At 46.7% G+C, this 24,665-nt stretch carries 23 protein-coding genes; 13 read left to right on the top strand and 10 right to left on the bottom strand.

The features are described from left to right. Positions 1–2 precede the first annotated feature (2 nt). Together K6Y21_RS14195 and rfaH are read right to left on the bottom strand one after the other, a co-directional pair. A complete protein-coding gene (locus K6Y21_RS14195) occupies positions 3–1,334 on the bottom strand; it encodes a capsule assembly Wzi family protein (protein ID WP_233072501.1) in 1,332 nt (443 codons plus the stop codon). A 424-nt stretch (positions 1,335–1,758) separates the two neighbouring features. Further along, a complete protein-coding gene (gene rfaH / locus K6Y21_RS14200) occupies positions 1,759–2,274 on the bottom strand; it encodes a transcription/translation regulatory transformer protein RfaH (protein ID WP_233072502.1) in 516 nt (171 codons plus the stop codon). 313 nt (positions 2,275–2,587) lie between these two features. Here rfaH and K6Y21_RS14205 point away from each other — a divergent pair, with 313 nt between their 5' ends. After that, positions 2,588–3,028 carry a c-type cytochrome gene (locus K6Y21_RS14205; RefSeq protein WP_233072503.1) on the top strand — a complete coding sequence of 147 codons (441 nt, stop codon included), beginning with the start codon at positions 2,588–2,590 and terminating at the stop codon, positions 3,026–3,028. A 152-nt stretch (positions 3,029–3,180) separates the two neighbouring features. On the opposite strand, the gene rep is transcribed toward K6Y21_RS14205, so the two are convergent. Further along, the gene (gene rep / locus K6Y21_RS14210) at positions 3,181–5,199 is read right to left on the bottom strand and encodes a DNA helicase Rep (RefSeq protein ID WP_233072504.1); all 2,019 of its coding nucleotides are present in this window, start codon (positions 5,197–5,199) and stop codon (positions 3,181–3,183) included. A gap of 158 nt (positions 5,200–5,357) precedes the next feature. Then, a complete protein-coding gene (gene miaE / locus K6Y21_RS14215; RefSeq protein WP_233072505.1) occupies positions 5,358–6,164 on the bottom strand; it encodes a tRNA isopentenyl-2-thiomethyl-A-37 hydroxylase MiaE in 807 nt (268 codons plus the stop codon). Between the two features lie 161 nt (positions 6,165–6,325). Here miaE and K6Y21_RS14220 point away from each other — a divergent pair, with 161 nt between their 5' ends. Together K6Y21_RS14220 and K6Y21_RS14225 are read left to right on the top strand one after the other, a co-directional pair. Next, the gene (locus K6Y21_RS14220; RefSeq protein ID WP_233072506.1) at positions 6,326–7,477 is read left to right on the top strand and encodes a hypothetical protein; all 1,152 of its coding nucleotides are present in this window, start codon (positions 6,326–6,328) and stop codon (positions 7,475–7,477) included. 189 nt (positions 7,478–7,666) lie between these two features. Further along, the gene (locus K6Y21_RS14225; RefSeq protein WP_233072507.1) at positions 7,667–8,335 is read left to right on the top strand and encodes a LysE family translocator; all 669 of its coding nucleotides are present in this window, start codon (positions 7,667–7,669) and stop codon (positions 8,333–8,335) included. An 8-nt stretch (positions 8,336–8,343) separates the two neighbouring features. On the opposite strand, the gene K6Y21_RS14230 is transcribed toward K6Y21_RS14225, so the two are convergent. Further along, positions 8,344–8,628: a hypothetical protein gene (locus K6Y21_RS14230; protein WP_233072508.1), complete on the bottom strand. Its 285-nt coding sequence runs from the start codon at positions 8,626–8,628 to the stop codon at positions 8,344–8,346. A gap of 517 nt (positions 8,629–9,145) precedes the next feature. Between K6Y21_RS14230 and K6Y21_RS14235 the strand changes: the two genes are divergently transcribed. Together K6Y21_RS14235 and K6Y21_RS14240 are read left to right on the top strand one after the other, a co-directional pair. Then, a complete protein-coding gene (locus K6Y21_RS14235; protein ID WP_233072509.1) occupies positions 9,146–10,894 on the top strand; it encodes a family 20 glycosylhydrolase in 1,749 nt (582 codons plus the stop codon). A gap of 78 nt (positions 10,895–10,972) precedes the next feature. Beyond that, positions 10,973–11,509 (top strand): hypothetical protein, encoded by a 537-nt coding sequence (locus tag K6Y21_RS14240; RefSeq protein WP_233072510.1) that lies wholly within the window; start codon positions 10,973–10,975, stop codon positions 11,507–11,509. 150 nt (positions 11,510–11,659) lie between these two features. Here the strand turns inward: K6Y21_RS14240 and K6Y21_RS14245 are convergent, their stop codons facing one another. The 5 genes from K6Y21_RS14245 to K6Y21_RS14265 all read right to left on the bottom strand — a co-directional run bounded on the left by K6Y21_RS14245 (position 11,660) and on the right by K6Y21_RS14265 (position 16,514). Then, a complete protein-coding gene (locus K6Y21_RS14245) occupies positions 11,660–12,364 on the bottom strand; it encodes an ABC transporter ATP-binding protein (protein ID WP_233072511.1) in 705 nt (234 codons plus the stop codon). After that, positions 12,364–13,131 (bottom strand): high-affinity branched-chain amino acid ABC transporter ATP-binding protein LivG, encoded by a 768-nt coding sequence (gene livG / locus K6Y21_RS14250; RefSeq protein ID WP_233072512.1) that lies wholly within the window; start codon positions 13,129–13,131, stop codon positions 12,364–12,366. The genes K6Y21_RS14245 and livG overlap by 1 nt, the downstream gene beginning before the upstream one ends. Further along, on the bottom strand, positions 13,124–14,392 hold the full coding sequence (locus tag K6Y21_RS14255) for a high-affinity branched-chain amino acid ABC transporter permease LivM (RefSeq protein WP_233072513.1): 1,269 nt from the start codon (positions 14,390–14,392) through the stop codon (positions 13,124–13,126). The genes livG and K6Y21_RS14255 overlap by 8 nt, the downstream gene beginning before the upstream one ends. Further along, entirely contained in the window at positions 14,389–15,315 is a 927-nt protein-coding gene (gene livH / locus K6Y21_RS14260; protein WP_233072514.1) for a high-affinity branched-chain amino acid ABC transporter permease LivH, read from the bottom strand. The genes K6Y21_RS14255 and livH overlap by 4 nt, the downstream gene beginning before the upstream one ends. An 80-nt stretch (positions 15,316–15,395) precedes the next feature. Further along, on the bottom strand, positions 15,396–16,514 hold the full coding sequence (locus K6Y21_RS14265) for a branched-chain amino acid ABC transporter substrate-binding protein (RefSeq protein WP_285229748.1): 1,119 nt from the start codon (positions 16,512–16,514) through the stop codon (positions 15,396–15,398). A 399-nt stretch (positions 16,515–16,913) separates the two neighbouring features. Between K6Y21_RS14265 and K6Y21_RS14270 the strand changes: the two genes are divergently transcribed. The 8 genes from K6Y21_RS14270 (at position 16,914) to K6Y21_RS14305 (ending at position 24,621) form a co-directional block, all read left to right on the top strand. Further along, a complete protein-coding gene (locus K6Y21_RS14270) occupies positions 16,914–17,822 on the top strand; it encodes a substrate-binding domain-containing protein (protein WP_233072515.1) in 909 nt (302 codons plus the stop codon). Between the two features lie 132 nt (positions 17,823–17,954). After that, positions 17,955–18,905: a lauroyl-Kdo(2)-lipid IV(A) myristoyltransferase gene (lpxM, locus tag K6Y21_RS14275; protein WP_233072516.1), complete on the top strand. Its 951-nt coding sequence runs from the start codon at positions 17,955–17,957 to the stop codon at positions 18,903–18,905. 97 nt (positions 18,906–19,002) lie between these two features. Next, positions 19,003–20,133 carry an O-antigen ligase family protein gene (locus K6Y21_RS14280; protein WP_233072517.1) on the top strand — a complete coding sequence of 377 codons (1,131 nt, stop codon included), beginning with the start codon at positions 19,003–19,005 and terminating at the stop codon, positions 20,131–20,133. Continuing rightward, positions 20,126–20,884, top strand: coding sequence for a glycosyltransferase family 25 protein (locus tag K6Y21_RS14285; protein ID WP_233072518.1), 759 nt, complete (start codon positions 20,126–20,128; stop codon positions 20,882–20,884). Before K6Y21_RS14280 ends, K6Y21_RS14285 begins: the two co-directional genes overlap by 8 nt. Positions 20,885–20,975: 91 nt before the next feature. Then, positions 20,976–21,356 carry an HAD family hydrolase gene (locus K6Y21_RS14290; RefSeq protein WP_233072519.1) on the top strand — a complete coding sequence of 127 codons (381 nt, stop codon included), beginning with the start codon at positions 20,976–20,978 and terminating at the stop codon, positions 21,354–21,356. Beyond that, entirely contained in the window at positions 21,347–22,939 is a 1,593-nt protein-coding gene (locus K6Y21_RS14295) for a capsular biosynthesis protein (RefSeq protein ID WP_233072520.1), read from the top strand. Before K6Y21_RS14290 ends, K6Y21_RS14295 begins: the two co-directional genes overlap by 10 nt. Continuing rightward, complete coding sequence (locus tag K6Y21_RS14300) at positions 22,936–23,661, top strand: glycosyltransferase family 2 protein (RefSeq protein ID WP_233072521.1); 726 nt, start codon at positions 22,936–22,938, stop codon at positions 23,659–23,661. The genes K6Y21_RS14295 and K6Y21_RS14300 overlap by 4 nt, the downstream gene beginning before the upstream one ends. 30 nt (positions 23,662–23,691) lie before the next feature. After that, positions 23,692–24,621, top strand: coding sequence for a WavE lipopolysaccharide synthesis family protein (locus K6Y21_RS14305; protein ID WP_233072522.1), 930 nt, complete (start codon positions 23,692–23,694; stop codon positions 24,619–24,621). Positions 24,622–24,665: the final 44 nt, after the last annotated feature.

A 24,665-nucleotide genomic window follows, 5' to 3' on the forward strand; every position in this document is an offset into this window, starting at 1 on the left:
AATTAAAATCGGTAGTCCCAACTGCTCGACAGTTGAACTTTATCTTGTTGCCAATCGGCATCACTGGCATGCAATGCCACACTGAACAGGCCATTAAATAATGGCAGGCGGTATTCAGTGGCAAGGCGCTGATACGATTGGCTGAATTTTTCATGGTGATAGAACAGGCTTATTTCATGGTTGTTGGCTAATTGCAGGTAGCCGCCCACCGAAGTCTGATCGGAAAGTGAGTTCAATTGAACAATTTTACCGCGCCCCAGCTCATCTAGCCCGGTCAGCATGGCGTTGAGCTCACGATTATCGGCCAGTGGGTTATGTCGATATTCCACCACAAAGCGGGCCAGTACATCCCCTACCATGGTTTGCCCATCAATGCCGACCAAGTAGGCATTCTGCTGGTCTAAATTATCATTAATACGGTATTGGCCGTAAACACTTGGGGTGATAGCGAGCTGGCGGGCATGATTAACCCAAGGGGTTAAACGTAAATCAAGGGTCGTTTGGTGGCCTGTTTCTTGTTGTTTACCTAAGATTTCTCGCCAAAGCCAACTTTGTCCGCGGTTATCACTGTGGCCATCGTAATATGCATGCGTCACCCCCAACTCTACTTGGGGCAAGGGGCGAGTCGCCAAGCGTGTTAGCCAACCTTTTTCCCAAGGGGATGCGTCTTCTAACCATGCCCCGCCTGTTTCAATGTAGATATTATCAATCACGGGTATTTGGTTGCGGCTATAAGTGATGTAACCCGCTGGAGCCGGCTTGCCTTGTGGCATAAGTGCCAACGACGATTGCCAACCTGGCCCCCACCATTTGTGCAGAGCGCCGCCCACAAAAGAAAAATCACCTAAGTTAACCGCTAAAAAGCCACCATCCCAGTTCATTTCAGGGCTTTCGCCATGATAGTAGCCATAGTTAGCATTAGCACGAAAGGCAAAGCTGCGCTCTGTCATGCTGTATGAGCCTTCGGTTTGCCAACGGCTAACGTTATATTGACCAAAAGCACTGGGCGTGGCCGCCGTTGCCCCTTTTAATTTCACGCCCGATTGGCCGCGCATTAACTGCGCACTTTCTAAGGCGTGGCGCAAATGCATATAAGCTACACGCAGCTCTTTGGATAAAGTATGAGGCTGAGTTTGCTTTAGCTCTTGGCCTATCTCGCGCCAAGGCAAGGGAAAGGTGTTCACCGACGAAGTGATGATCCCGGCTTCTGCTAATCGCTGAAGATTGCTACGTAGGTATACGTCATCGGGTTCAAGCCAAGGTGAGGCTGCCGCAGACGTCGTAAACAAGCATAAAATAACCGCAGAGAATAAGCCGTTTTTCCACCAATCCATGGAAATAACATCACCTAACAATGGACATTAAAGTATACCCGGTATTTTTGGCACGCTACCGCCCCTAAGTTGTAGCTCTTAGAGTGCTGTGCATCATGATAATCGGGTTGTAAAAAGCGCTGCTAAGATGCCAGAAAGCGCTCAAAAACTCAAACTATTATCAGCAAGTTTGCGCCTTTTGAGGTATATCTGAGGCCAAGTGGTGATTTTAACAGCGAAGAGGATCTTACTATAAGCAGCGCGTCTAAAAACGCACAAAAGCATTTAAAAGGGAAATAACCTTATATCTAACTGATAACACAATCACACTCAATAAGAATCAGTCAAAATACTTTACAACCGAGCAACCTAGTCTATGCTATTTCATTCACAAAAACTTAATATTTGCGCCCTTGGTCACCTCCATTATGGGGGGGATTCTGGCTCACAAAGCTAAATCGCGATTAGCAATACTCACTTCATTTTCTTGGTTGAGCATCTTAATCAGTAGCATGGACCGCTCTACCCCATCAGACTTTTGAAAGATCCCTGTTAAGCCCTTGAAAGGGCCATAGCTAATTTCGACTTCTGTGCCCGCATCAGGTAACTGGCAACGAACGCCTAGGTGGTGTTGACCGCTTTTTAGCTCGGCGACTAAAGTTTCCGCTACCTTCATATAGGCGGCACCGCACTTAACAAAGTCGACCACGCCACGAGTGGATCTCACTGCATTAAAGTTGCTGCTGCTGGTATCCAACAAAACAAATAAATAGGAAGGGAAGAGGGCTTCTTCGAGGCGGACTTTTTTCCCGCGACGGATTTTTTCTACCTCAATTTGTGGAAAATAGCTTTCAATACCTTGATTGGCTAAATTCTCTTGAGCTCGACGCTCATCGCGCGCTTTGCAATAAAGCAAAAACCACTGCTTGTTAGATTGAAGTTGGGGTTGTTGGCTGGACATGATGACTACCTGACAGCAGTGTTAATCTAACACATTAATATCTAAATGGTTATTACAAGTACACTCGAAAATCGCTTTACGCTTACGTGTTAACTCAATAATAAGGGCTGCAAATATACCAAATCTAGTCCGTAAATACTTGGGGTTTGCCCTGTTTTTCTAGTTTAACTGGCGCATTAATCACATTGGAATGTTTATCCCTTGTAACATAGCAGTTATAATCTATGAAAATTCGAGCAATAATTGGGCGCCATGCCCTTATACAAAAACCGAAAAAGGAAGCCTGTTCAGGCGTGACAGATTGGAGCAAATCGTGAGTACACTTAAAGACTTATTAACATTACCTAAGCTAACCGTGGCAGCTTTTGCCTTGTTTTCAACACTCAGCTTTGCCAGCACAGCCGACATGTCTGATGAAGCGATTGCTGAGCGCATTAAGCCTGTGGGTGATGTGTACTTAGACGGTGAGCTACCCGATGTTGCACCTGCAACCACTGAAGTGGCGGATGCCGGCCCTCGTGATGGTGAAACCGTTTACAACACCAAATGTATGGCTTGTCACACCAGCGGAGCAGCGGGAGCACCGATTAAGGGTGACGCAGCAGCCTGGTCTGCACGTATCGCTCAAGGCAACGACACATTATACAAGCACGCAATCGAAGGTTTTAATGCCATGCCAGCCAAAGGGACGTGTATGGATTGTTCCGATGATGAGATCAAAGCCGCTGTTGATTTCATGATTAGCGGTCTGTAAGACTAAAATCTTTAGGGGCTGTAGCAGCACCAGTAATCTGTGGGAGCACCAGTAATGGTGCGATTTAGTCTCAAACTGTATCGCTGCATGACTGCAGCTCCCACAAAAGAACATCTCCCACAAGGCTGCAGCTCCCACAGAATTGATAGTGTTTAAGATTTCTTTAACAACACCCTTAAGTTAGCTATCCCCTTTTGTCCCTTCTCTTGCTTTTGTTCTTTGGTTTGCGTTTGCTGACCACTACGCTCCCACACGACATCATCTTGTGGTAATTCATGTAAGAAACGACTTGGCTCGGGACGAATTGACTCACCGTATTGGCGTCGTTCTCGGCATAAGGTAAAGGTCAGTTCTTGCTGGGCTCGGGTGATGCCCACATAAGCCAAGCGCCGCTCCTCTTCGATATTGTCTTCGTCTATGCTGGTTTGATGAGGTAAAAAACCTTCTTCCATACCCACCATAAACACGAAGGGGAACTCCAAGCCTTTGGAGGCATGTAAGGTCATTAGCTGTACTTGGTCGGCTTCGTCTTCACCTTCGTTACGCTCCATCATGTCGCGCAGCATTAAGCGATTCACCACTTGAGGCAAGGTCATTGGCTCTTCTAGATCATCACCTGCCAACCAACCCGTTACCCAGCGAAATAGCTCGGAAACGTTTTTCATCCGCATTTCTGCGGCTTTTGGGCTGGGGCTGGTTTCGTACAGCCAATCTTCATAATGAATATGGCGCACCATATCACGTACCGCCTCGGCAGCGTCACCACGCTGGGCTTGATCGTTTAGCTCAACTAGCCAACGGGTAAAACTGCGCACCGCTTGTAAGCCACGCCCCGTTAGGGTTTGCTCAAGACCAAGTTCAAAACTGGCCGCAAACAAGCTGATGTTGCGTAAATTAGCGTAATTACCTAATTTTTCCAGCGTTGCAGGGCCAATTTCACGGCGAGGCACATTCACCACCCGTAAAAAGGCATTGTCGTCATCGTGATTGGCTAATAAGCGCAAATACGCCAGCATGTCTTTAATTTCAACACGGGAGAAAAATGAGGTGCCACCGCTAATTTTGTAAGGAATGCGGTTGGTCATCATGGCTTTTTCTAACACCCGACTTTGATGGTTACCGCGATATAACACGGCATAATCCTTAAAGTTGGTGTTGTTCATAAACTTGTGGCCCATCAATTCTGCCACTACCCGCTCGGCTTCGTGCTCTTCATCCTTGGCATAAAGCACCCGCAGCGGCTCACCGTAATGCAGCTCACTAAACAGGGCTTTTTCGTATTCATGGGGGTTGTTGGCAATTAAAATATTGGCCGATTTAAGAATGCGCTGGGTGGAGCGATAGTTCTGCTCTAGCTTTATCAAGCGTAAATTCGGGTAGTCGGTTTTCAATAGCACCAAGTTTTGCGGCCGTGCGCCGCGCCATGAATAAATGGATTGGTCGTCATCGCCCACCACGGTAAAACGCGCACGCTCGCCCACCAATAACTTCACTAACTCATATTGGCTGGTGTTGGTGTCTTGGTATTCGTCTACCAGCAGGTATTTAATTTTTTGCTGCCAACGGCTGCGTACTTCTTCTTTGTATTTCAGCAACATGGTCGGCATTAAGATAAGATCATCGAAATCAAGGGCGTTATAGGCCGTCATGTGACGTTGATACTTATAATAAGCTTGCGCAAACAAAACCTCCTGCGCGCCGCGGGCAATCTTGATCGCTTGCGTTGGTAAGATCAGATCGTTTTTCCAGTTGGAAATTTGCGTGACCAATTGCGACAACAGATCTTTATCTTCTTTGAGTTCTTTTTCCGTCAGCTCTTTGAGCAGCGCTAATGAGTCTTGATCATCAAACAATGAAAAGCCCGGCTTAATGCCAATCACCTTATGCTCTTTGCGGATGATGTCTAAGCCTAGTGTATGAAAGGTCGAAACCATGACGCCCTTGGCCGACTTTTTACCTAAGGTTTGCGCGACCCGCTCTTTCATCTCACGGGCGGCTTTGTTAGTAAAGGTGACCGCCGCGATGGTTTTCGGATCGTACTGACACTGCTGCACCAGATAAGCAATTTTATTGGTGATCACCCGGGTTTTACCACTGCCCGCACCCGCCAATACGAGGCAAGGGCCAGAGATGTATTTTACCGCCTCATCTTGGCGTGGATTCATTTGCATATCTGCTTAACCTTAGATTTACACTTGGTAGAAACACCTGCCCTGTGGGAGCAGCAGTACTGTGGGAGCTGTAGAACTGTGGGAGCCGCAGTAATGCGGCGATAATTATTAAGACCAAATCGCACCATTACTGGTGCTCCCACAAATTACTGCGGCTTCTACAAAACCGGCACACCACTATGGAATTTAAAGTCCGTATCTGGGCTGCGAATTAATTCAGCCTCTGCTTTACCTATCAAGGCAACACGCTCAGTAATGTCATCAGGGGAGATTTGCTGTGCTAAGGTTAAGTAATCCTGATAATGGCGGGCTTCGGAGCGTAAAAGGGATACATAAAACTTGTTCATGTCGTCATCGAGGTGCGGCGCTAGCTTAGCAAAACGCTCACAAGAGCGCGCCTCGATATAAGCGCCAATAATTAGTTTATCCACCAGCGCTTGTGGCTCATAACTGCGCACTTGTTTTAGCAATCCCTTGGCGTAGCGACCTGCGCGAATGTTCTCGTAAGGAATGCCACGCGCATCCATGATCTCTAGCACTTGATAAAAGTGGTGTAATTCTTCTTTGATTAACAGCACCATTTTATCGATCAAGTCTTGGCTATAGGGCGAATCGCTTTTCGCCATAATACTTTTCGAGATATTGCTCTTGCCTTTTAAGCTAGCGAGATCGCCTTTTTTGCGATAAGCAAAATCTTCATAGGGACCAAACCAATCCAACAAGGTTTGCGCACTTTCTGGGGTGACCGCATATTTACGGATCAAAAACATCGCTGATTGGCCCGCTTTAAGCTCACACATCAAGTGATCCAGCAGCAAGATCTTTAAATTCTCAGGCTTAATCGCTTCTTCTACCCACGCATCTGGGGTGGTGCATTGTAAGAATTGATGGATGGGCGCTAATAACTCTTCATTTTCGCTCACGGTACACTCCGACGGGGTAAAAAATTGGCGCAAGATTATCATAATCTCACCCCTGTAGTGAAATGGTCAGCCCAGATCAAAACGTCTCGCACCTCTATCTTAGGATCATGCTAATGGCTGATAAATTACTGTTATAGATCACAAAATTGTCACACTTGGTGCTTACCATGCGCGCTGTTACTTAACCACAAGGATGTAAGCAGATGAAGCTACCAAAATTATTATTAGGCTCGTTAATCGGCCAATGCTTGATTGCTGGGTTGTTGGTGTTAACTTTTATTAAAGGGGCCAATAACTTGGAAGCGCAGCAGGATGATGTACAGCGTTACCAAGAGATCAAAGCAAAAATTGCTATCGATATAAAACAAACGGTGATCGACTACCTCAACACAGGTGATGCGACCATCTTAGCCAAGGCCGAAGCCCAGCTTGAAGTGTTAGAAAACTCACTGCGCCAAATCAACAACGATAAAACCGCCAGCATCATTTACCAAGTCGCCTTGCTACGCCTTGACCTTAGCCAAAAATACCGCGCCGCGGGTAAGCTAGGTAACAATGCGCAAGCGGTATTGGTCAACGCCGAGCGTGAATTAGCCGATAACATCAAATCATTGGCTGAATACGGCGAAACCGGAATGGATATCAACCCAGGTGTGGCCATGCAATACCAAATGCTGGCGGCCGAAATGGCGCAAACAGCTCATGTGCTCAGTTTATTACGTAGCCAATATTTGGACAGCCGCAGCGAAACAACGCAAAGCAGTATCGCGTTTCAGCTAACCCAACTTAAGAACCAAGTGAAGCAAACCCAATCCCTTGCTCCCCTTGGTTTAATGGAAGAAAGTCTCGACGTCGATGATTTCTTTGGTACCGATGAAGACGCAATCGCTAACGACAAGATCATCACCATCACCGACAACTTAAATAGCTTAATTCAACGCTATCCCAAAGAAATTGACTACACACAGCAGCAGCTGGCACAAACCCACGTGCTAAAAGATGAGCTACTGACTCGCACCAATCAGGTTGCCCTCAATGTTAAAGCCATTGAACATAGCCTGTTCGGAGTGAAATCCAATGCCTTTGTTAATACGCAATATACCTTGTATGCACTGATTGCCATCTCGGTTATCTTGGCCCTTGCACACTTTATTAGCCAGCACCGCTTGTTCCTTCAGCCTTTGCAACAGTTTCATCAAGCTATTCGTAAACAAGCAGAAAACGGTGGCGTATTCAGTATTGAACCGCAACGGTTTAAAGGGGATTTTAGCCAGATTGTCAGTGACTATAATCGCTTGGTTGAACAAACCAAAACCAAGATGTCGCGGTTAAAACTGCTGTATCAAACCACCTAGTGGGAACTGAAGCCTTATGGCTGCTGCAATCCTGTGGGAGAAGTAACCCTGTGGGGCAGCAGTCATGCTGCGATAATTACTAAAACCACATCGCCCCATCACTGGGGCTCCCACAGGGATCTGGGATGATAAGCTTGCCGCCAGTATCAAAGTTAACGATACTGGCATTTTTGGTTATGAGGCTTGCTTATGTCCCTCGAGCTTTGGTTTACCCTGTTTCTGATTTGTTGCTTGGGGGCAATGAGCCCCGGCCCTAGCTTAGCCTTGGTCATGCGCAACACCCTCAATAGCGGCCGCCAAGGCGGTATTATCACCGCATTCAGCCATGCCTTGGGTGTGGGGGTATGGGCATTATTAAGTGTTTCAGGCGTGGCCTTGCTCATGGTCAATTCGCCGTTATTGTTTAACCTAGTCAAATTTAGCGGTGCGCTGTTTTTACTCTATTTGGGTTGGCAAACCTGGCGCTGCGCAAAAAAACCAACCAATCCACCATCCCATCACACCCCAGCCGAAACGATTCAAACTCAGCCAAATCAAGTGGCGGAAAAAGTAATCAAGCCTTGGTCCGATGGTTTTCTGATGGCTCTGCTGAGCCCTAAGATAGCCTTGTTTTTTATCGCCTTGTTCAGCCAATTTATTAATGCAGACAACGCGCTGGTGAGCCAGGTGATCATCTTCCTCACCGTATCTGGGGTCGATTTTATTTGGTATTTACTGGTCGCTTGCGCCTTGGGACAGGCGCAGGTGCTCAACCTTTTGCAGCAAAAACAAACCTTAATTTCGGTCAGTACCGCACTGATACTGACCGTTTTTGCTTTATTTATGTTGCTGGATTCAAGCTATAGCTTGATAGCATAGGTCAAACGCTAAACCGTTTCCGATTCACTTTGGCGCTTTTTATAAGGCTTTAAAAAACTGCCCTCAGGGGCGGGCTGGAATAAAAACTTCGGCTTCACTGGCTTAATCACACTGCCATTGTTTATCCCAACAATAGAGTGAGTTAACGCCACCTTGGTTTTCATAAAAGAGCCTGTGGGTGGGGCATTTAATGCAGCAATATCTTGTGGCTTGCCGCTTCTTGATAAACTTGGCGCTTTGTAGCCTCCCACTGATGCCGCAGCACCCGAGCTTCTAAAATAACTTTTAGCCATTATTATCTCCCTATATTGTTTGCACCCGTTGCTGTCAACCCACCTCGTCGTCACGCCTTAAATGACGTAATAAGACGCGCACCGAAGAGGTAAACCGCAATCTTGGTTGTCTAGGTGCCGATCTGACGTCTGCATCCTAATGTTGTGCATGATAATGTTGTGCTCAAAATTTGTTCAAAAAAGAACATATCCAGCCTAGCACCATCTTGCACAAAAGTAAAAAAACACCAAAATTTACAGTAACTTAACAATTTAAAAACAAACTTATCTACGACCTAATGGAAACCAAGAAAACCTTGAAAATTTAAACACTAATCAAAATTCATTAAGCATAAACAAGTCAATTACAGGTTAAAAAGCGATCCTGAGGTCGATTTATTGTTAACAAGGCAACTTTTATTTAACTGGCATTTATCGGCGTGTAATGTTAGCAAGTAACACATTTTAAATTATTATCTTGATAGTTTAAAACATACTTGAGTATGCTAACTTATCTAACCTGTTTGAGATCGTCCTTATGTCATTACGTCTTTTTCCTCAACCTAAATCTTGGCAACCTAGTGCGGGAGCATTTTCGCCGGCTCATCAATGGCAGCCTGATCAGATAATACTGTCGACGCCAACGCCGACATGGCTGAAACTCAAGGAAAATTCCACACTACCTGCACAGGGTTATGAACTGACAATCCACCCTACAGGGGTCGACATTCACTATGCTTGCCCACTGGCGAAGTTATATGCATTGCAAACCTTGCAACAGTTATGTCAGCAGTATCAAGCACTTCCATGCGGCACCATCACTGACGCCCCCGATTACTCGGCTCGTGGTATCCTGCTCGATATCAGTCGCGATAAAATCCCAACGTTGGCACATCTTAAACAGCTTATCGATTTTTGGTCACTTTGTCGTATCAACCAGTTACAACTTTATACCGAGCACACCTTTGCTTGGCGTGAGCATCAGCGAGTATGGGCCAATAAATCGCCGGTGACGGCAGAGGAAATACAACAGATAGATGAATATTGCCAACAGCGCGGTATCGAATTGCTCATCAATGTCGCCACCTTTGGCCATATGGAGCGCTGGCTAGCTCACCCCGAATACAAACATCTTGCCGAGCAAACCACCGGCTTTTATGACCAGCGCGGCGATTTTCGCCCCTTTTCATTTGGCTTGAATCCGTTAAGCCAGCAGTCAGTTGATTTTGTTAGCGGCCTGATTGATGAGCTGGTGCCCAACTTTAGCAGTAAAACCATCAATATAAACTTTGATGAAACCATGGACTTAGGGGTCGATGCCAGTAAAGCCGCCTGTGAAGCCAGCAGCAAGGGGCAAGTGTATGTCGATTACCTGAATAAGATCCTCACTCTCACCCAAGCCAAGGGACTGCACACGCAAATATTTAGCGACATGTTGTTTCAATACCCTGAGATTTTAAGCCAACTGCCCGCTAACCTCACCCTGCTTAACTGGGGCTATGAAGCAAATCATCCTTATGACGAAGAGCATCAGCAACTGGCTGCCACCGGCTTGCCGTTTCATGTCGTGGTATCCACCTGCTGTTTTGCTTCTATTTCAGGGCGTTGGGATAACGCCAAAACCCATATGCTGCGCGCAGCCAAGTCAGGCCTCGCCTTTGGCGCCAGCGGTTATCATATTTCTGAATGGGGCGACATGGGCCATGCTCAGCAAGATATCTTTCCGTATGCCGGATATATTTATGGCGCCGCCTTAGCATGGGGCGTAGAAAAACATGCCGAGATGGATGTAGAGTATTGGCTTAACCATTTAATTTGCCATGACGAGCGCGCGGCCTATTGGGCGATTCGCTTGCAAAATATCTATCTTGATCTAGCTATCGAAACGCCTAATGCCTGTTTTCTTGGCCCATTATTGTTCGACCAAAAATTTCGCCGCCATTTGCGCCGCTCAAACAATTTGACCGAATCAGGTTTCGCCAACGCTCTGCAAGTGGTGCAAACGTGCCTTGATGAGCTAACAGCAGAGCATGATTCAGCATGGCGCCAACAATTGATCTTCACCGCTAAATTGCTACAACACGGGATCAAACTTGGCCAGCAAATGCTGCATCAACAAACCCGTGAAATAGAGCAGTTTACCCCCGCAAGCAAGGCCGAATTGGCCGCTCAACTTGAGCCATTATTGGAGCAATATCGCCAATTATGGCTGCAGTGTAACCGCAGCGGTGGATTACAAGACAGCACTGCTAGGCTTGAATACTTACACCAGCTTTATCGAGCATAAACAACATCAGAGTAAGCTTAGGTTCAGCAATTAAAGGCTAACATCGCCCCTTTATTGATTTTCTCACTGGGAGGCACGATGCACAAAGCCAAAAAACTGAGCCTTGCTTTGCTCACTCTACCTGTTTCTGGGCTCTCTTTTGCTCAAAATAGTGCGGGGTTTAGTTACAGTCATATCGATCTAAAAGCGGGTTTAAGCCCCAGCGCATTAGAGCTCAATATCAGTAAACCTTTAACGCCTCAACTGGCTTTTATTGGTGGCTTTGGCTCCGAACTCGATAACGACTACCTTCTCGATGGCGGGGTGCGCTTTCACACGCCCATCAACGCCAGTATGGATTTTATTCTCGACGGCAAGGCCAACCTCAGTGATAAGGGCAAGCATGCCAGTACTAACTGGGGGCTAGAAGTACTGGGAGGCGTTAGATTTGCCCCTGCCAACAATATTGAACTCAATGCGCAAATTGGTATAGCCGATTACGGGTGGAGCAGCCAAACCAAAACACAACTGGGTGGCATGTACCAGCTGACCCCTAGCTTGTCGATTGGCGGTCAAGCCGAGTTTAATGGCTTTTATGGCGATCAAATGATGGTCATTGGTCGGCTTGCTTTTTAATTCAAGTTTGCGGGAGTGGGAGCTGCAGTCATGCAGCGAAATTGTTAAACCTTAATCGCACCATAACTGGTGCTCCCACAAAATGCTGAAATCAAATCGCCCCATTACTGGGGCTCCCACAGCATGGGAAACACCTACAACATGGGAAGCTTACCCACCAAGGTAAGCTTTACGCACTTCTTCGTTAGTCAGCAGGTTCGCTCCCGTATCTTCAAGCACTATTCGGCCGTTTTCGATAACATAACCGCGATCAGACAGACGTAGCGCCTGATTGGCGTTTTGCTCGACCAAGAACACGGTAATGCCACGCTCGCGCAGCTTTTCGATAATATCGAAAATTTGCTGAATGATGATGGGCGCTAACCCTAGCGATGGCTCATCAAGGAACAACAGCCTAGGTTTGCTCATTAAGGCGCGCCCCATTGCCAGCATTTGCTGCTCACCGCCCGACATGGTGCCGGCGCGTTGATGCTTACGCTCTAAGAGGCGCGGGAACAAGCTATAGACCTCTTGCTCCAAATGCGCAAACTCGGCCTTGTCATCCAAAAAGAAACCGCCCATGTGCAGGTTTTCTTCCACCGTCAGGCGAGCGAATATCCGCCGACCTTCTGGCACGATGGCAATGTCTTTACGCATGATTTGCGAGGTCGATTGCAAATGGATAGGCTCGCCCTCAAATAAGATCTCCCCCTGGCTTGCCTTAGGGTCGCCGCATATCGTCATCAACAAGGTGGTTTTACCCGCGCCATTGGCCCCAATTAAACTGACGATTTCACCCTTGCCTACTTGGATATTAACGTCGTGTAGGGCTTGAATTTGGCCATAATGGGCCGATACATTTCTCAGCTCTAACATTAAAACTCTCCAAGGTAAGCTTTGATCACATCTGGGTTAGATTGGATTTCTGCTGGCGTGCCATTGGCCAAGGGGCAGCCTTGGTTGACCACATATATCCGATCCGATATGCCCATCACTAGCTTCATATCATGCTCAATCAACAGCACCGAAATCTTATGCTGGTCACGCAGCTCTACAATCAATTCATCCAGCTCGTCGGTTTCCGCAGGGTTTAAGCCAGCGGCCGGCTCATCCAACATCAATAAGCTAGGCTGAGTCATCATACAGCGAGCGATTTCCAAGCGGCGCTGCTGACCATAAGCCAGATTACCCGCTTGACGATTAGCAAACTCCGCCATGCCAAGGCGCTCAAGCCACACCGCGGCTTTTTCCAATCCCTCACGCTCCGATTGACGAAAACTTTTGGTTTTAAATAAACCAGACAAAAAGCCGGTATTCAGGTGACGATGCTGAGCCACGAGTAAGTTTTCCACTACCGTCATTTCTTTAAATAACCGCACATGTTGAAAGGTGCGCACCATGCCCTTGCGTGAAATCACATGACCGGGTAATTGCTGCACTGCTTCACCGCGATAAATGACCTCACCCGCGGTGGGCTTGTAAAAGCCCGTTAAACAGTTAAATACCGTGGTTTTACCGGCGCCGTTGGGGCCTATCACAGATATAATTTCACCTTCGTTAACATCGAGGGCCACGTTATTCACCGCTAATAAACCGCCAAAGCGCATGGTCAGGCCAGATACGTGTAACAACTGATTATCCATTGCGCATCTCCATCTTCGGCCTTGTCATGGGCAGTAAACCTTGTGGGCGCCATACCATCATAAACACCATCATTAAACCAAACATCAACATGCGATATTCATTAAATTCACGCGCCATCTCGGGCAAAATCGTCATGATAATGGCCGCCAAGATCACCCCAATTTGTGAGCCCATGCCACCCAATACGACAATGGCCAATATAATCGCCGATTCGATAAAGGTGAATGATTCTGGACTGATAAAGCCTTGTCTGGCCGCAAAAAAACTGCCCGCAAAACCAGCAAAGGCCGCGCCAATGGTAAAGGCAGATAGCTTAATCAAGGTTGGGTTTAACCCCAAAGAGCGACAAGCAATTTCATCTTCACGCAGCGCTTCCCATGCGCGCCCTAACGGCATACGCAACAGTCGGTTAATCACAAAAATGGTCAACACCACCAATAGCACCGCCGCCAGATAGACAAAAATCACCTTATAGGTCGAGTCGTAATCTATTCCAAAAAAATCATGAAACAGGGTCACGCCTTCTTCCTTTGCACGGCGATTAAACTCAAGACCAAACAAGGTAGGTTTATCAATTTGGCTAATGCCATTGGGGCCGCCCGTTAGCTCGGTCATGTTGTTGAGCATAATCCGAATAATCTCACCAAACCCTAAGGTGACGATGGCCAGATAATCACCGCGAAGCCGCAATACCGGAAAGCCGAGTAAGAAGCCAAACAGTGCCGCGAAACCGCCAGCAATAGGTAAGGCCGTCCAAAAACCAACGCCAAAATAGGTGTTTAAAATGGCGTAGGTGTAAGCGCCCACGGCGTAAAAACCAACGTAACCTAAATCGAGTAAGCCCGCTAACCCCACTACCACGTTGAGGCCTAGGCCTAACATGACATAAATCAGGGTTAGGGTCGCTAAATCCACCGCGCCGCGCGAGGCGACAAACGGCCAAATTAACAGCCCAGCTAACGCGGCGATGGTGATAAAGCGATACAAGGTTGGCTTTTCTTCCGGTGCCGGTAACTTAAAGCCCGCATCTTGGCCTTTGGATTTAAGCTGACCAAACACGCGGCTAATGGGCGCTTTAAACAACTGAGTAAAAAACACCAGCAAGACACCGATAATCACCCAATTGGTGTGAGCGGTATCATTAAGAATAATGCGCAGGCCATCGGGTTGATTGTCTAGCTGCAAGCCCAGCAACCAGCTGGTTAAGATCAGCATCACCGCAGAGGCGATCAGCGCATCAATAAAGCTCGATTTGCTCATACTTTTTCTACCTCCGGTTTACCTAAAATCCCCGTTGGCATAAACAGCAACACAAAACACAGCAAGCCAAACGCTACCACGTCTTTGTATTCAGAGCTAAAATAGCCCGCGGTAATGGCTTCGGTGATACCTAACAATAAGCCACCCAACACCGCGCCGGGTATACTGCCAATGCCACCTAATACCGCAGCGGTAAAGGCTTTGAGCCCCGCCATAAAGCCAAGGTAAGGGTTGATCACGCCGTAATACATGCTCAGTAACACACCCGCTACTGCCGCCAGCGCAGCACCGATAACAAAGGTAATGGAAATCACCTTGTTAGTGTTGATGCCCAGTAAGTTCGCCATGCCTAAATCTTCGGCGCAAGCACGACAAGCGCGGCCCATTTTCGATTTAGAAATAAACGCGGTAAGCACCGACATGGAAATAAAGGTCACCACAAAGATGATCACCTGCATATAAGACAAGGTCACGTTAAAACCATCAACCGGCCCTATCACCCACCCACCTGAAATCAAGCTAGGCATGGCAATATCACGAGAGCCTTGAGCTAAACGGACAAAGTTTTGCAAAAAGATCGACATGCCGATGGCAGAGATCAGCGGGATCAATCGGTTACCGCCGCGCAGTGGTCGATAGGCTACCCGCTCGATACTCCAGCCATAGGCACTGGTGATCACAATACTTAAGGTAAAGGCGGCGATTAGCATTAGGGCTAAACTGTCAAAACCTAACATGGCCAAACCAGCAAGCACAAAAAAAGCAGCGTAGCTGCCTATCATATACACCTCGCCGTGAGCGAAGTTAATCATGCCGATAATGCCGTAAACCATGGTATAGCCAATGGCAATCAGAGCATAGGTACTGCCTATGGTGACGCCATTGAGGATCTGTTGAAGAAAATAGTAAAACTGCTCAGACATAATGTCCTCAACTTATAGCAGACTCAGCCTGACATTCAGGCTGAGTTATTAGGCAGGCATAACACCCGCCATCACGGTGATTATTGGTTTTGCGTAGAGGTGCCGTCTTTGTGCCAAGTGAAGACACCAAACTCAAAGCCTTTTAAGTCACCCTTGCTGTCCCATTGTAGGTCGCCCATTACGGTTTGAGCCGTGTTAGCACGAAGGTACTCGGCTAGCTCAAATGGGTCTGTTTTACCGGCTTTCATGCCTTGGGCCATGGCTTGGATCGCCGCATAACCTGTCCACACAAATGGGCCGGTTGCGTCTTCACCTTTAGCAACGATGTGGTCTACAACGGCTTTGTTAGCAGGGTCTAGATCGTATTTCTTCGGTAAGGTAACCAATAAGCCTTCCGAGGCTTCACCCGCAATAGCAGAAATGTCTTTGTTACCCACGCCTTCTGGGCCCATGTAAGTGGCATTTAGGCCTTTTTCTTTTGATTGGCGCAGTAATAAGCCTAGCTCAGGGTGGTAGCCACCGTAGTAAACAAAATCCACGTCGAGTTTTTTCAACTTAGCGATAATCGCCGAGAAGTCTTTATCGCCCGCCGTGATACCTTCAAACGCCACCACTGGAATGTTAGCCGCTTCTAAGCCCGCCTTAACCGACGACGCAATGCCTTCACCGTATTGTTGTTTATCGTGGATCACCGCGACTTTTTTCGGTTTAACGGTATTAATAATGTAGTTAGCCGCTGTTGGACCTTGGTCGCTATCTAAACCTATGGTGCGAAACACAAGTTCATAACCGCGGCTAGTGATTTCTGGACTGGTAGAAGCCGCGGTAATTAATAGAATACCTTCGTCTTCATAAATGTCGGATGCCGGCTGCGTAGCACTTGAACATAGATGACCCAGTACATATTGCGCGCCATCATTTACGATCTTGTTGGCCACGGCCACCGCTTGTTTTGGATCACAAGCATCATCATAAATCACGGCTTCAAGTTGCTTGCCGTTAATGCCGCCCGCTTTATTGATCATCTCAATGGCGGCATTACCACCGGTAAACTGCATATCACCATACTGCGCAACGGGGCCTGTTACTGGGCCTGCCATGGCAATTTTAATGGTGTCAGCGGCATGTGCTAATGTTGCGCTGCCTAATAATGCTAATGAAGCGGCCACACCTGCCGCTGTTTTTGTCCACTTGTTCATGCAACCCTTCTCCGTCAATGCTGTCATTTGTTTAAATGCGCTAAAATAAGTTCATCATTAACTTAGTTAGCTTTTTATTACTCATCCGTTTTAACACCATGAATAATAGTTGAACAAACTCAACAACGTAAAATTTGTGTCGGATCAGATCTTTACCATCAAGATATTGCGTCACAGCAGTTACAGGTAACAGAATAAATAACTATATAAAGATGAAATATACTAGCAACATCTTGTTAACACCATTTCATCACAAGATAAAAAACCAAAAATAAAACTTTAGTCACAACTGAAATTTTATCGACTTCCAGTGCAGATTGTTAAATGCATAGACTCAAGCAGATGATATATTCATAGAATAGTCAATTTACAACCATTAACGCTATTAAGGTGGATAAGGTGTGGCAGCGGTTCATTTCAATTTTTGCTTGCTTGATAGTCATCCCAACGGCTTTATCGTTAGGGCTGCAAGCTTGTTCTCCCACGCCAGTGAAAATCGCTTTAGTGGTACCGGATTTAACCAACCCGTTTTTTCAAACCATGGCAAACTCGGCAACCCAGCACGCTAATGCCCGAGGCTATCAACTGATATTGATTAACAGTAAGGGCAGCAGCGACAATGAATACAAGCAAATTGTGGCCGCCCATCAAGCCGGTGCCCAAGTGCTCTTATTGGTGCCAAGCAAAGCCGACAATTCGGTTAAAACCTTAGTCTATGCAAATCAGCACCACTGGCCTGTGATCAGCATAGATCGTAACGTTAATGGTGGAAAAGTGGCACAACATATCAGCAGTGATAATTACACAGGCGGTAAAATGGCGGGTGAATATCTACTGGCCTTAACCCAAAGACAAGGCAACCTGCTTGAGCTCACCGGGCCGATGGATATTTCCGTAAGCCAAGATCGCAGCCAAGGATTTGCCGATGTACTGACGGCCTACCAACAACCCAGTAGCATTAAATCGGTTGCTAACTTTAATCAACTAAAAGCCCAGCAAATCACTGCCGCTATGCTTGAACAACACCCCCACATTCGCGGTATTTTTGCCCATAATGATGAAATGGCATTGGGCGCAGCCGCCGCCATCGCCGCGCGGCCTTCACAACATCAGTCAATTGCCATTGTGGGCTTTGACGGCACGGCAAGTGCCTTGGCTGCCATGCAACAAGGGCATATCCATGCCACCTTGGTACAACAACCCGAAGCCATGATCACCACAGCCATCAATAGCGCGGTAAACATTATTAATGGCGCGACACCAGCGCCCTATTTAAAAGTGCCCCTGCGCCTTGCTCAACACCATTAGGCGGCTTATTTCGAGTTCGGATTTATCGCAATTAGTGATAAACTTACCGCTTTTATGCCACTATTTTGGTGCTGTGTTTATTCATGAGCCGTAGATGCTCTACTAACGCCTTAATTTGAAATCTGAGACAGTATGCAAACTGAATTTGATCCTAAAGCTCACAACCCCCAATTTCATTGGGGTATGCTCAAGCCTAAATATTGGGGCACTTGGTTAACCGTGTTGACCTTAACGGCAATTAGCTTATTACCTTTTGTTATTCGTCGCGGCTTAGTCTTTGTGCTGGTTAAGATTGCGATACGTTTAAACAGCAAAGCCAACAAGCGAGCCAGAGTGAATCTTGCTATGTGCTTTGCGGATAAATCCGAGCAAGAGCGCGAGCAAATTTTATTTAATAGCCTGATGGTGGGTGGCAACTACCTCTTTGCTTACCCCGGCTTAAGCATCCGCAGTAACCGCTGGCTAGAGCGCAATACCCAGTTATCGGGGTTAGAAAACCTAACCCAATATACAGATAACAAACAAAGCGTGATTTTATTGGTGCCTCATACTTGGGCTTTAGATGTGCCAGGGGCTATCTTCGCATCACGGCAAATTCCCACCTCGGCCATGGCAAAAAAACAAAAAAATGAAGTGATGGACTGGTTAATCAATCGTCAACGCATTCGCTACGGCGGTTATGTTTATGAACGAGCTCAGGGCATTAAACCGTTTTTACGCTCGGTTAAAAATGGCTATCTCGGTTACTATTTGCCCGATGAAGACTTGGGCGCAGAAAACAGTGTATTTGTCGATTTCTTTGCCACCGAAAAGGCCACCATCAAAGGCTTAGGTAAACTCTCTAAACTGACCAAAGCCAAAATTGTCCCTGTGTTTGCCATGATGAACTTAACCACAGGCAAATTTGAATTAGAAATCCAACCGGCATTATCGCCTTTTCCAACCGACAGCGAAGAGCAGGACGCTCGCATGATGAATGTGTGCATTGAAAATTACGTCAATCAACATCCCGAGCAATATATGTGGATTTTGCGGCTGTTAAAAACCCGCCCTAATGGCGAGCCCAATCCCTATAACTTGTGAGTTTCTCATGCTAAAAAACCTTGCTAACGGTTTCATTTATTTGCCTTATGTATGGCTTTTTACAGGCCTTTTCTGGCTTAAGAATGGCCATAAAATCATGGCTGTGTTGGTTGCCATTGCTTGTCTTATTGCGTGTATTTATCGCAGCCCACATGTCAGCCTAGATGCAATCAAGGGGCGGCTGTGTCATCCGTTTGTTTTACTAATACTGATATACACTGTTTTTGCTATTGCCTCCTACACGTCTTACGGTTACAGCTCGCGAGAAATGCGCGCCCTGATTGCCACTTGTGTACTTTTGGTGTTTGTGCCTCTAGATTGGACTCGCTGCAAGGCTTGGTTAGCGCCACTACTGATAGTGAGCAGTGTTGGCGCATTAGTCTATTTGCTGATTAACGTACATATCTTGCATCTAGGACGTGCGAGTTGGAGCATTAATGCCATCCCGTTCGCCACCTATTGCGCAGCGCTTGCCTTACTGGCTGGCGGTGGCTTACTTACCGCTCAGAATAGACAACAAAAAATATTCTTTGCGATCAGCTTTTGCTTAAGTGTGATTGCCGTATTTTATAGCCAAACTCGAGGTATTTGGCTTGCGCTGGGCGTAGCCCTCGTTATCTTGTTTGCTAATCAATTTCGCCATCTTAGGGTGTCTCGCCAAACCTTCATTGTCGTCGCCATTACTGGCGTACTCGCCTTAACCTTGATAGGACCAAAGGTATCCCAGCGCTACCAACAAACGGTGAAAGAATATCAAGCGATTCAAGGCGGCAATTACAATACATCAATTGGCCTGCGCTTTCAGATGTGGCAAGCCGCTGTTAAGCTGGCACCTATTTCCCCTATATTGGGACACGGTGATGATCACGCCAACCAACTCAGGGCCATGCATCAAGCCGATCAAGTATCGAGCCATTTAATTCGCTTTAACCCTGCTCATTACCACAATCAATTTTTGGATAAGCTCGTTAAAGGCGGGGGAGTTGGACTTGGGCTATTGATTACTTTATTGCTGCTGCCGGTGTGGCTAAGCCGAGGGCAACCTCAACATAAATTGGCACTCTGTTTATCAGCCTTATTCGCCCTCGCCAGCTTGACTGATGTTCCGTTCAACCATCCACAAATCGCGTATTTATACTTTATCGTCATGGCAATATTGCTCATTGGGGCTAATGAAAAATCGCCCGTTGGCTCCGGCCCTAAGCGCCAAGAGGCGAGCCATGCCTGAAATAGTCATCGTTAATCTGCCCCAGTCGAGCGAGCGCCGCGCGCAAATTTCAGCCCAACTCAATCGGCTCGGTTTGCCATTTCACTTTTTTTCCGCCATTGATGGTCGAACGCAAGGTAATCACCCATTAATGCAACACTACAATGCCAAGCTCAGTATTCAAGTTCGAGGTCGAAAGCTGAGCGCAGGCCAACTGGGCTGCTTTGCCAGCCACTACCTTTTGTGGCAAGAATGCGTCACCAAACAGCAAAGCATCATCGTTTTAGAAGATGATGCCATCGTCGATGATGAGAGATTTAAGGCGTTCTATCAGGTTTGCGATCAATTCCCAACACATATGGGCTTTATTCGCTTACATCAACACCGTCGAAAATCTTATCGCTCACAACGGATATTTGAACAGCAACAGGTTTGCGTGGCACGCTTTAACAAAGGCCACATGGGCACCATAGGGTATTATTTAACGCCGACCGCCGCAGCCAGTTTGCTCAAACACGCCAACACTTGGTACCTGCCCGTTGATATTTATATGGATCACTTTTGGATCCATAAAGTGGATAGCTACGGCCTTGAGCCGCCTTGCTTATGTCATGACGATGAGATTGAATCAGAGATCGGCTATAGCAAAAAACACAAACATTACACTCTCGCGCAAAAAGTCAGGCGTGAAATGTTTAACGGCTACAATCTGCTCGCTCGACATATTCACAACCTTAAATTTTACTTTTGGCACCGAACACTAAGGAAATAAGCCCTTTTTGTGCCACAATACTGAGCTTATAAAAATAGGCGTACATCGCCATCCAACTCACGAATTACACAAGCGGAACGTGGAACACAATATGAAAAAACTCGTCGTTGACTTAGATGGCACCATCACCTTAGCCGATACCAATGATTACCCCAATGTCGCTCCCAATATGGCCGTGATCGAGCAACTAAGAAATTATAAAGCCCAAGGCTTTAGCATTTGCATTCATACGGCCCGTAATATGCGCACCCATCAAGGCAATGTCGGCTTAATCAATATTCACACTTTGCCGATTATTACCGCTTGGCTGGATAAACATGATGTACCTTACGATGAAGTGACCGTGGGCAAACCTTGGTGTGGCCACGAAGGCTTTTACATTGATGACCGCTCCGTGCGCCCCAGTGAGTTTGCCAGCATGAGCTTCGAGGAAATTGAAGCCTTACTCGCCAAGGAAAAAGCATGTTCTTAATTATGTCAGCGGCGTATATAAGCCAAGAGTTAGAATCGGAATTCGGTACTATTCCTCCGGCTTTTTTACCCCTTGGCAATAAACGCTTGTTTCAACATCAGGTGTTATCGGCGCCTATGGGTAAGCGCATTTATTTAAGTGTGCCCGAAAGCTACCAACTCAATCCTTTTGATCTAGCTTGGTTACAACAACATCAGGTAACGGTATTGCCCATACCCGATGGCATTTCACTGGGCGCTTCCTTAATATCGGCATTAAACCTAATGGGTCATGATCTTGACCAACCATTGAGTATTTTATTTGGCGATACCTTGATCCCAGCCTTACCTAACGGCGATGATATTGTAGCGATCAGCGAAGTAGAAAATAGCTATAACTGGGCAGTGATCACCCATGATGAAACTGAGCTACTAAAAACCAATCAAGTGCGTAGCGAGCTCGACAGTACTAACGTGGTTAGTGGCTATTTCAAATGCAGCCAGCCCAAACAATTACTGCAATGCCTTATCAAAGCCCACTGGGACTTTAATGGCGGGATGAATTTATACCACCAAAAAGTCGGCCTCAATACCGTGAGAATTGAAAACTGGCTTGATTTTGGCCATGTTAATACCTATTACCGTTCCAAGGCCAAGTACACCACCCAGCGTGCCTTTAACGAACTGACCATTACTCCAAGATGGATTGAAAAATCCAGCCAGAAGAGCGTAAAAATTAGCGCCGAGGCCCATTGGTTCGAAAACCTGCCAGCTATGCTACGCACATTTACTCCGCAGTTTCTTGGCGCAAGACAAACACAAGATCCACCTAGCTGCGCCTATCGTTTAGAGTATTTGCATCATACCGCATTAAATGAGTTATATGTGTTTTCAGCCCTGCCCGATATGGTATGGCGACGCATCATTAATGGCTGCTTACATTTTGTCAGCGAATGTGAGCAGCATCCTGCTCCCGCACAGGCCCACAGCGCCCAGCTGAGCCAATTATTTAGCAATAAAACCGCTCAGCGTTTGCAGCAATATTGCAACGAGCAGCAGCTGGAACTGGGCAAACCTTGGCGCTATAACCAAGCCTTGTCTTTATCTTTAAACCAATTACAGCAATTCAGTGAAGCGCATTTACCTAAAACGGCGCGCCCTAGCTCGGTGATGCACGGCGATTTTTGCTTTAGCAATATTTTGTACGATTTTCGTACCAACAGCATAAAAACCATCGATCCACGCGGCCTTAGCCCAGATGAGACCTTAACCATCTATGGTGATGTTCGTTACGATCTCGCCAAACTAAGCCACTCGATTATCGGCCTCTATGACTGGATCATCGGCGGCTATTTTGAGCTAGAGCTGGCCGACTATGAGATCCGTTTTGAGCCGCTGCAGCCCAAGGAGCTCAAAGCCACTCAACACTATTTTATGAGCCAAGTAGAAGCCCAGTTTGGCCTAAGTCGCGCCGAGCTCTATGCCATGCAAATTCAATTATTCTTGTCTATGCTGCCACTTCACAGTGATGAGCCAAGACGTCAGCAAGCCTTAATGGCCAATGCGTTTCGCCTATACCAATTATTAACCGAGGAAACCTCATGATAGTGATCCCCATGGCAGGGCTAAGCTCTCGTTTTTTCAAAGCTGGTTACCAGCAGCCGAAATACATGTTAATGGCCCACGGTGAAACCCTTTTTGCTCATGCCGTTAACAGCTTTAAGGCCTACTTCGACAGCGAAACATTTTTATTTATCGTCCGCGATTTATATGAAACTAAAGCCTTTGTTACCGAGCAAGCGCAACAGTTAGGTATTAACCAATTTGAAATCGTTGAATTAACCCAAGCCACCCGCGGCCAAGCGGAAACCGTGACCTTAGGTTTAGAGCAGGTTAAGCATCAAAATACGCCAATTACCATCTTTAACATAGATACCTTTCGACCTGGCTTTACCTTTCCTACTATTCAAAGCCAATGCGATGGTTACTTAGAAGTGTTTCAAGGTAGCGGTGATAACTGGTCATTTGCAAAGCCTGAGCAAGCCAACTCAACCAAGGTCGTGGAAACGGCAGAAAAGCGCCCGATTTCAGATCTTTGCAGCACGGGGCTGTATTATTTCGCTAACTGCCAAGACTATCTCGACGCCTATTATCATTACGCTAATTTGCCAAAAGAACAGTGGGATCAAGGCGAGCTGTATATCGCCCCCTTATATAACTATCTGATTGAGCAAGGCCGTGACATTCATTATCATTTGATCCAGCGTGATGACGTCATTTTCTGCGGTGTGCCCGCCGAGTACGATGCCTTTTTAAGCCGAGATTAAGCTGCCAGTCAGTATCACAAAAGGAGCGCCATGAGCCAGTTTGAACACATCAGTGTGGTGGTCCAAGGGCCGGTACAAAATAACTACCAAGGTCGTAGCCACCATGAAGAAGGGATCACCCAGCGTTGCTTAGCTAGCGTGCGTGAACACCTTCCTGGCGCCACCTTAATCCTATCCACTTGGCCAGAACAAGACCTCAACGGGTTAGAGTATGATCAACTGGTGATTAGCCCAGATCCGGGTAAAAACCAAGATGGTTACTGCCCCGATAATTACTATCGCCAAATCACCTCGACCAAAGCCGGTCTAGCCAAGGTGACAACGCCTTATGCCGTTAAGCTGCGTAGCGATAACTTTCTGATTGGCAATCAATTTGTTGAACTGCAACAAAGGTTTAATAAAACCAATCCAGCCGACCAAGTATTTGATGAAAAAGTAGTGATTAACGCTAACTTATTTCGCAAGTACTCTCGTGGCCATAAGGTGATCATGAGCCCGAGTGACTTTTTTTACTACGGCAAGACAGCGGATTTACAGCGCATTTGGCAACAGCCTGAGTTTTTAACCCAAGCTTTTGCCCAGCAATTAATTGACCTGAAAAATCATAGCCAGCAAAAGTATGCCCTAGAAGCAGAGCAGGTTTATTGCCAGATTTGGCTGAGAAGGCTCACTGAGCAAGCCCCGTTAATGGCCCATCGATTTGACTTTAACCAAGCCGACTTAGCCTTTTGGCAGCGCTTTTTAGCCTGCAACATCATCATCGCCGAACCAGAGCAAATGGGGCTAGGGCTGCGCAAAGCGTCTATTCGCAAATTTAAGCGGGCCAATGAATACAGTCATATTGATTGGTTAAAGTTGTATCAAGAGTATTGCGATCCCAATACTCATGTCCCATACCAATGGGAACAATTAAGGTTAATGGCGATACGCGCCATTAAACAATGCCGGCCAAAGCCTTAAACACATCACGCCGACTTAGCAAAATAAAAAGACTGAAAGAAGAT

Origin of the sequence: Motilimonas eburnea, assembly GCF_021295345.1 — a bacterium.
Classification (GTDB): Bacteria; Pseudomonadota; Gammaproteobacteria; order Enterobacterales; family CBDFNC01; genus Motilimonas; species Motilimonas eburnea.

Bases quoted from the DNA above. Each gene is read 5' to 3' on its own strand.
- K6Y21_RS14195 (WP_233072501.1), bottom strand. From the start codon at position 1,334: ATGGATTGGTGGAAAAACGGCTTATTCTCTGCGGTTATTTTATGCTTG.
- rfaH (WP_233072502.1), bottom strand. From the start codon at position 2,274: ATGTCCAGCCAACAACCCCAACTTCAATCTAACAAGCAGTGGTTTTTG.
- rep (WP_233072504.1), bottom strand. From the start codon at position 5,199: ATGCAAATGAATCCACGCCAAGATGAGGCGGTAAAATACATCTCTGGC.
- miaE (WP_233072505.1), bottom strand. From the start codon at position 6,164: ATGATAATCTTGCGCCAATTTTTTACCCCGTCGGAGTGTACCGTGAGC.
- K6Y21_RS14220 (WP_233072506.1), top strand. From the start codon at position 6,326: ATGAAGCTACCAAAATTATTATTAGGCTCGTTAATCGGCCAATGCTTG.
- K6Y21_RS14225 (WP_233072507.1), top strand. From the start codon at position 7,667: ATGTCCCTCGAGCTTTGGTTTACCCTGTTTCTGATTTGTTGCTTGGGG.
- K6Y21_RS14230 (WP_233072508.1), bottom strand. From the start codon at position 8,628: ATGGCTAAAAGTTATTTTAGAAGCTCGGGTGCTGCGGCATCAGTGGGA.
- K6Y21_RS14235 (WP_233072509.1), top strand. From the start codon at position 9,146: ATGTCATTACGTCTTTTTCCTCAACCTAAATCTTGGCAACCTAGTGCG.
- K6Y21_RS14240 (WP_233072510.1), top strand. From the start codon at position 10,973: ATGCACAAAGCCAAAAAACTGAGCCTTGCTTTGCTCACTCTACCTGTT.
- K6Y21_RS14245 (WP_233072511.1), bottom strand. From the start codon at position 12,364: ATGTTAGAGCTGAGAAATGTATCGGCCCATTATGGCCAAATTCAAGCC.
- livG (WP_233072512.1), bottom strand. From the start codon at position 13,131: ATGGATAATCAGTTGTTACACGTATCTGGCCTGACCATGCGCTTTGGC.
- K6Y21_RS14255 (WP_233072513.1), bottom strand. From the start codon at position 14,392: ATGAGCAAATCGAGCTTTATTGATGCGCTGATCGCCTCTGCGGTGATG.
- livH (WP_233072514.1), bottom strand. From the start codon at position 15,315: ATGTCTGAGCAGTTTTACTATTTTCTTCAACAGATCCTCAATGGCGTC.
- K6Y21_RS14265 (WP_285229748.1), bottom strand. From the start codon at position 16,514: ATGAACAAGTGGACAAAAACAGCGGCAGGTGTGGCCGCTTCATTAGCA.
- lpxM (WP_233072516.1), top strand. From the start codon at position 17,955: ATGCAAACTGAATTTGATCCTAAAGCTCACAACCCCCAATTTCATTGG.
- K6Y21_RS14280 (WP_233072517.1), top strand. From the start codon at position 19,003: ATGGCTGTGTTGGTTGCCATTGCTTGTCTTATTGCGTGTATTTATCGC.
- K6Y21_RS14285 (WP_233072518.1), top strand. From the start codon at position 20,126: ATGCCTGAAATAGTCATCGTTAATCTGCCCCAGTCGAGCGAGCGCCGC.
- K6Y21_RS14290 (WP_233072519.1), top strand. From the start codon at position 20,976: ATGAAAAAACTCGTCGTTGACTTAGATGGCACCATCACCTTAGCCGAT.
- K6Y21_RS14295 (WP_233072520.1), top strand. From the start codon at position 21,347: ATGTTCTTAATTATGTCAGCGGCGTATATAAGCCAAGAGTTAGAATCG.
- K6Y21_RS14300 (WP_233072521.1), top strand. From the start codon at position 22,936: ATGATAGTGATCCCCATGGCAGGGCTAAGCTCTCGTTTTTTCAAAGCT.
- K6Y21_RS14305 (WP_233072522.1), top strand. From the start codon at position 23,692: ATGAGCCAGTTTGAACACATCAGTGTGGTGGTCCAAGGGCCGGTACAA.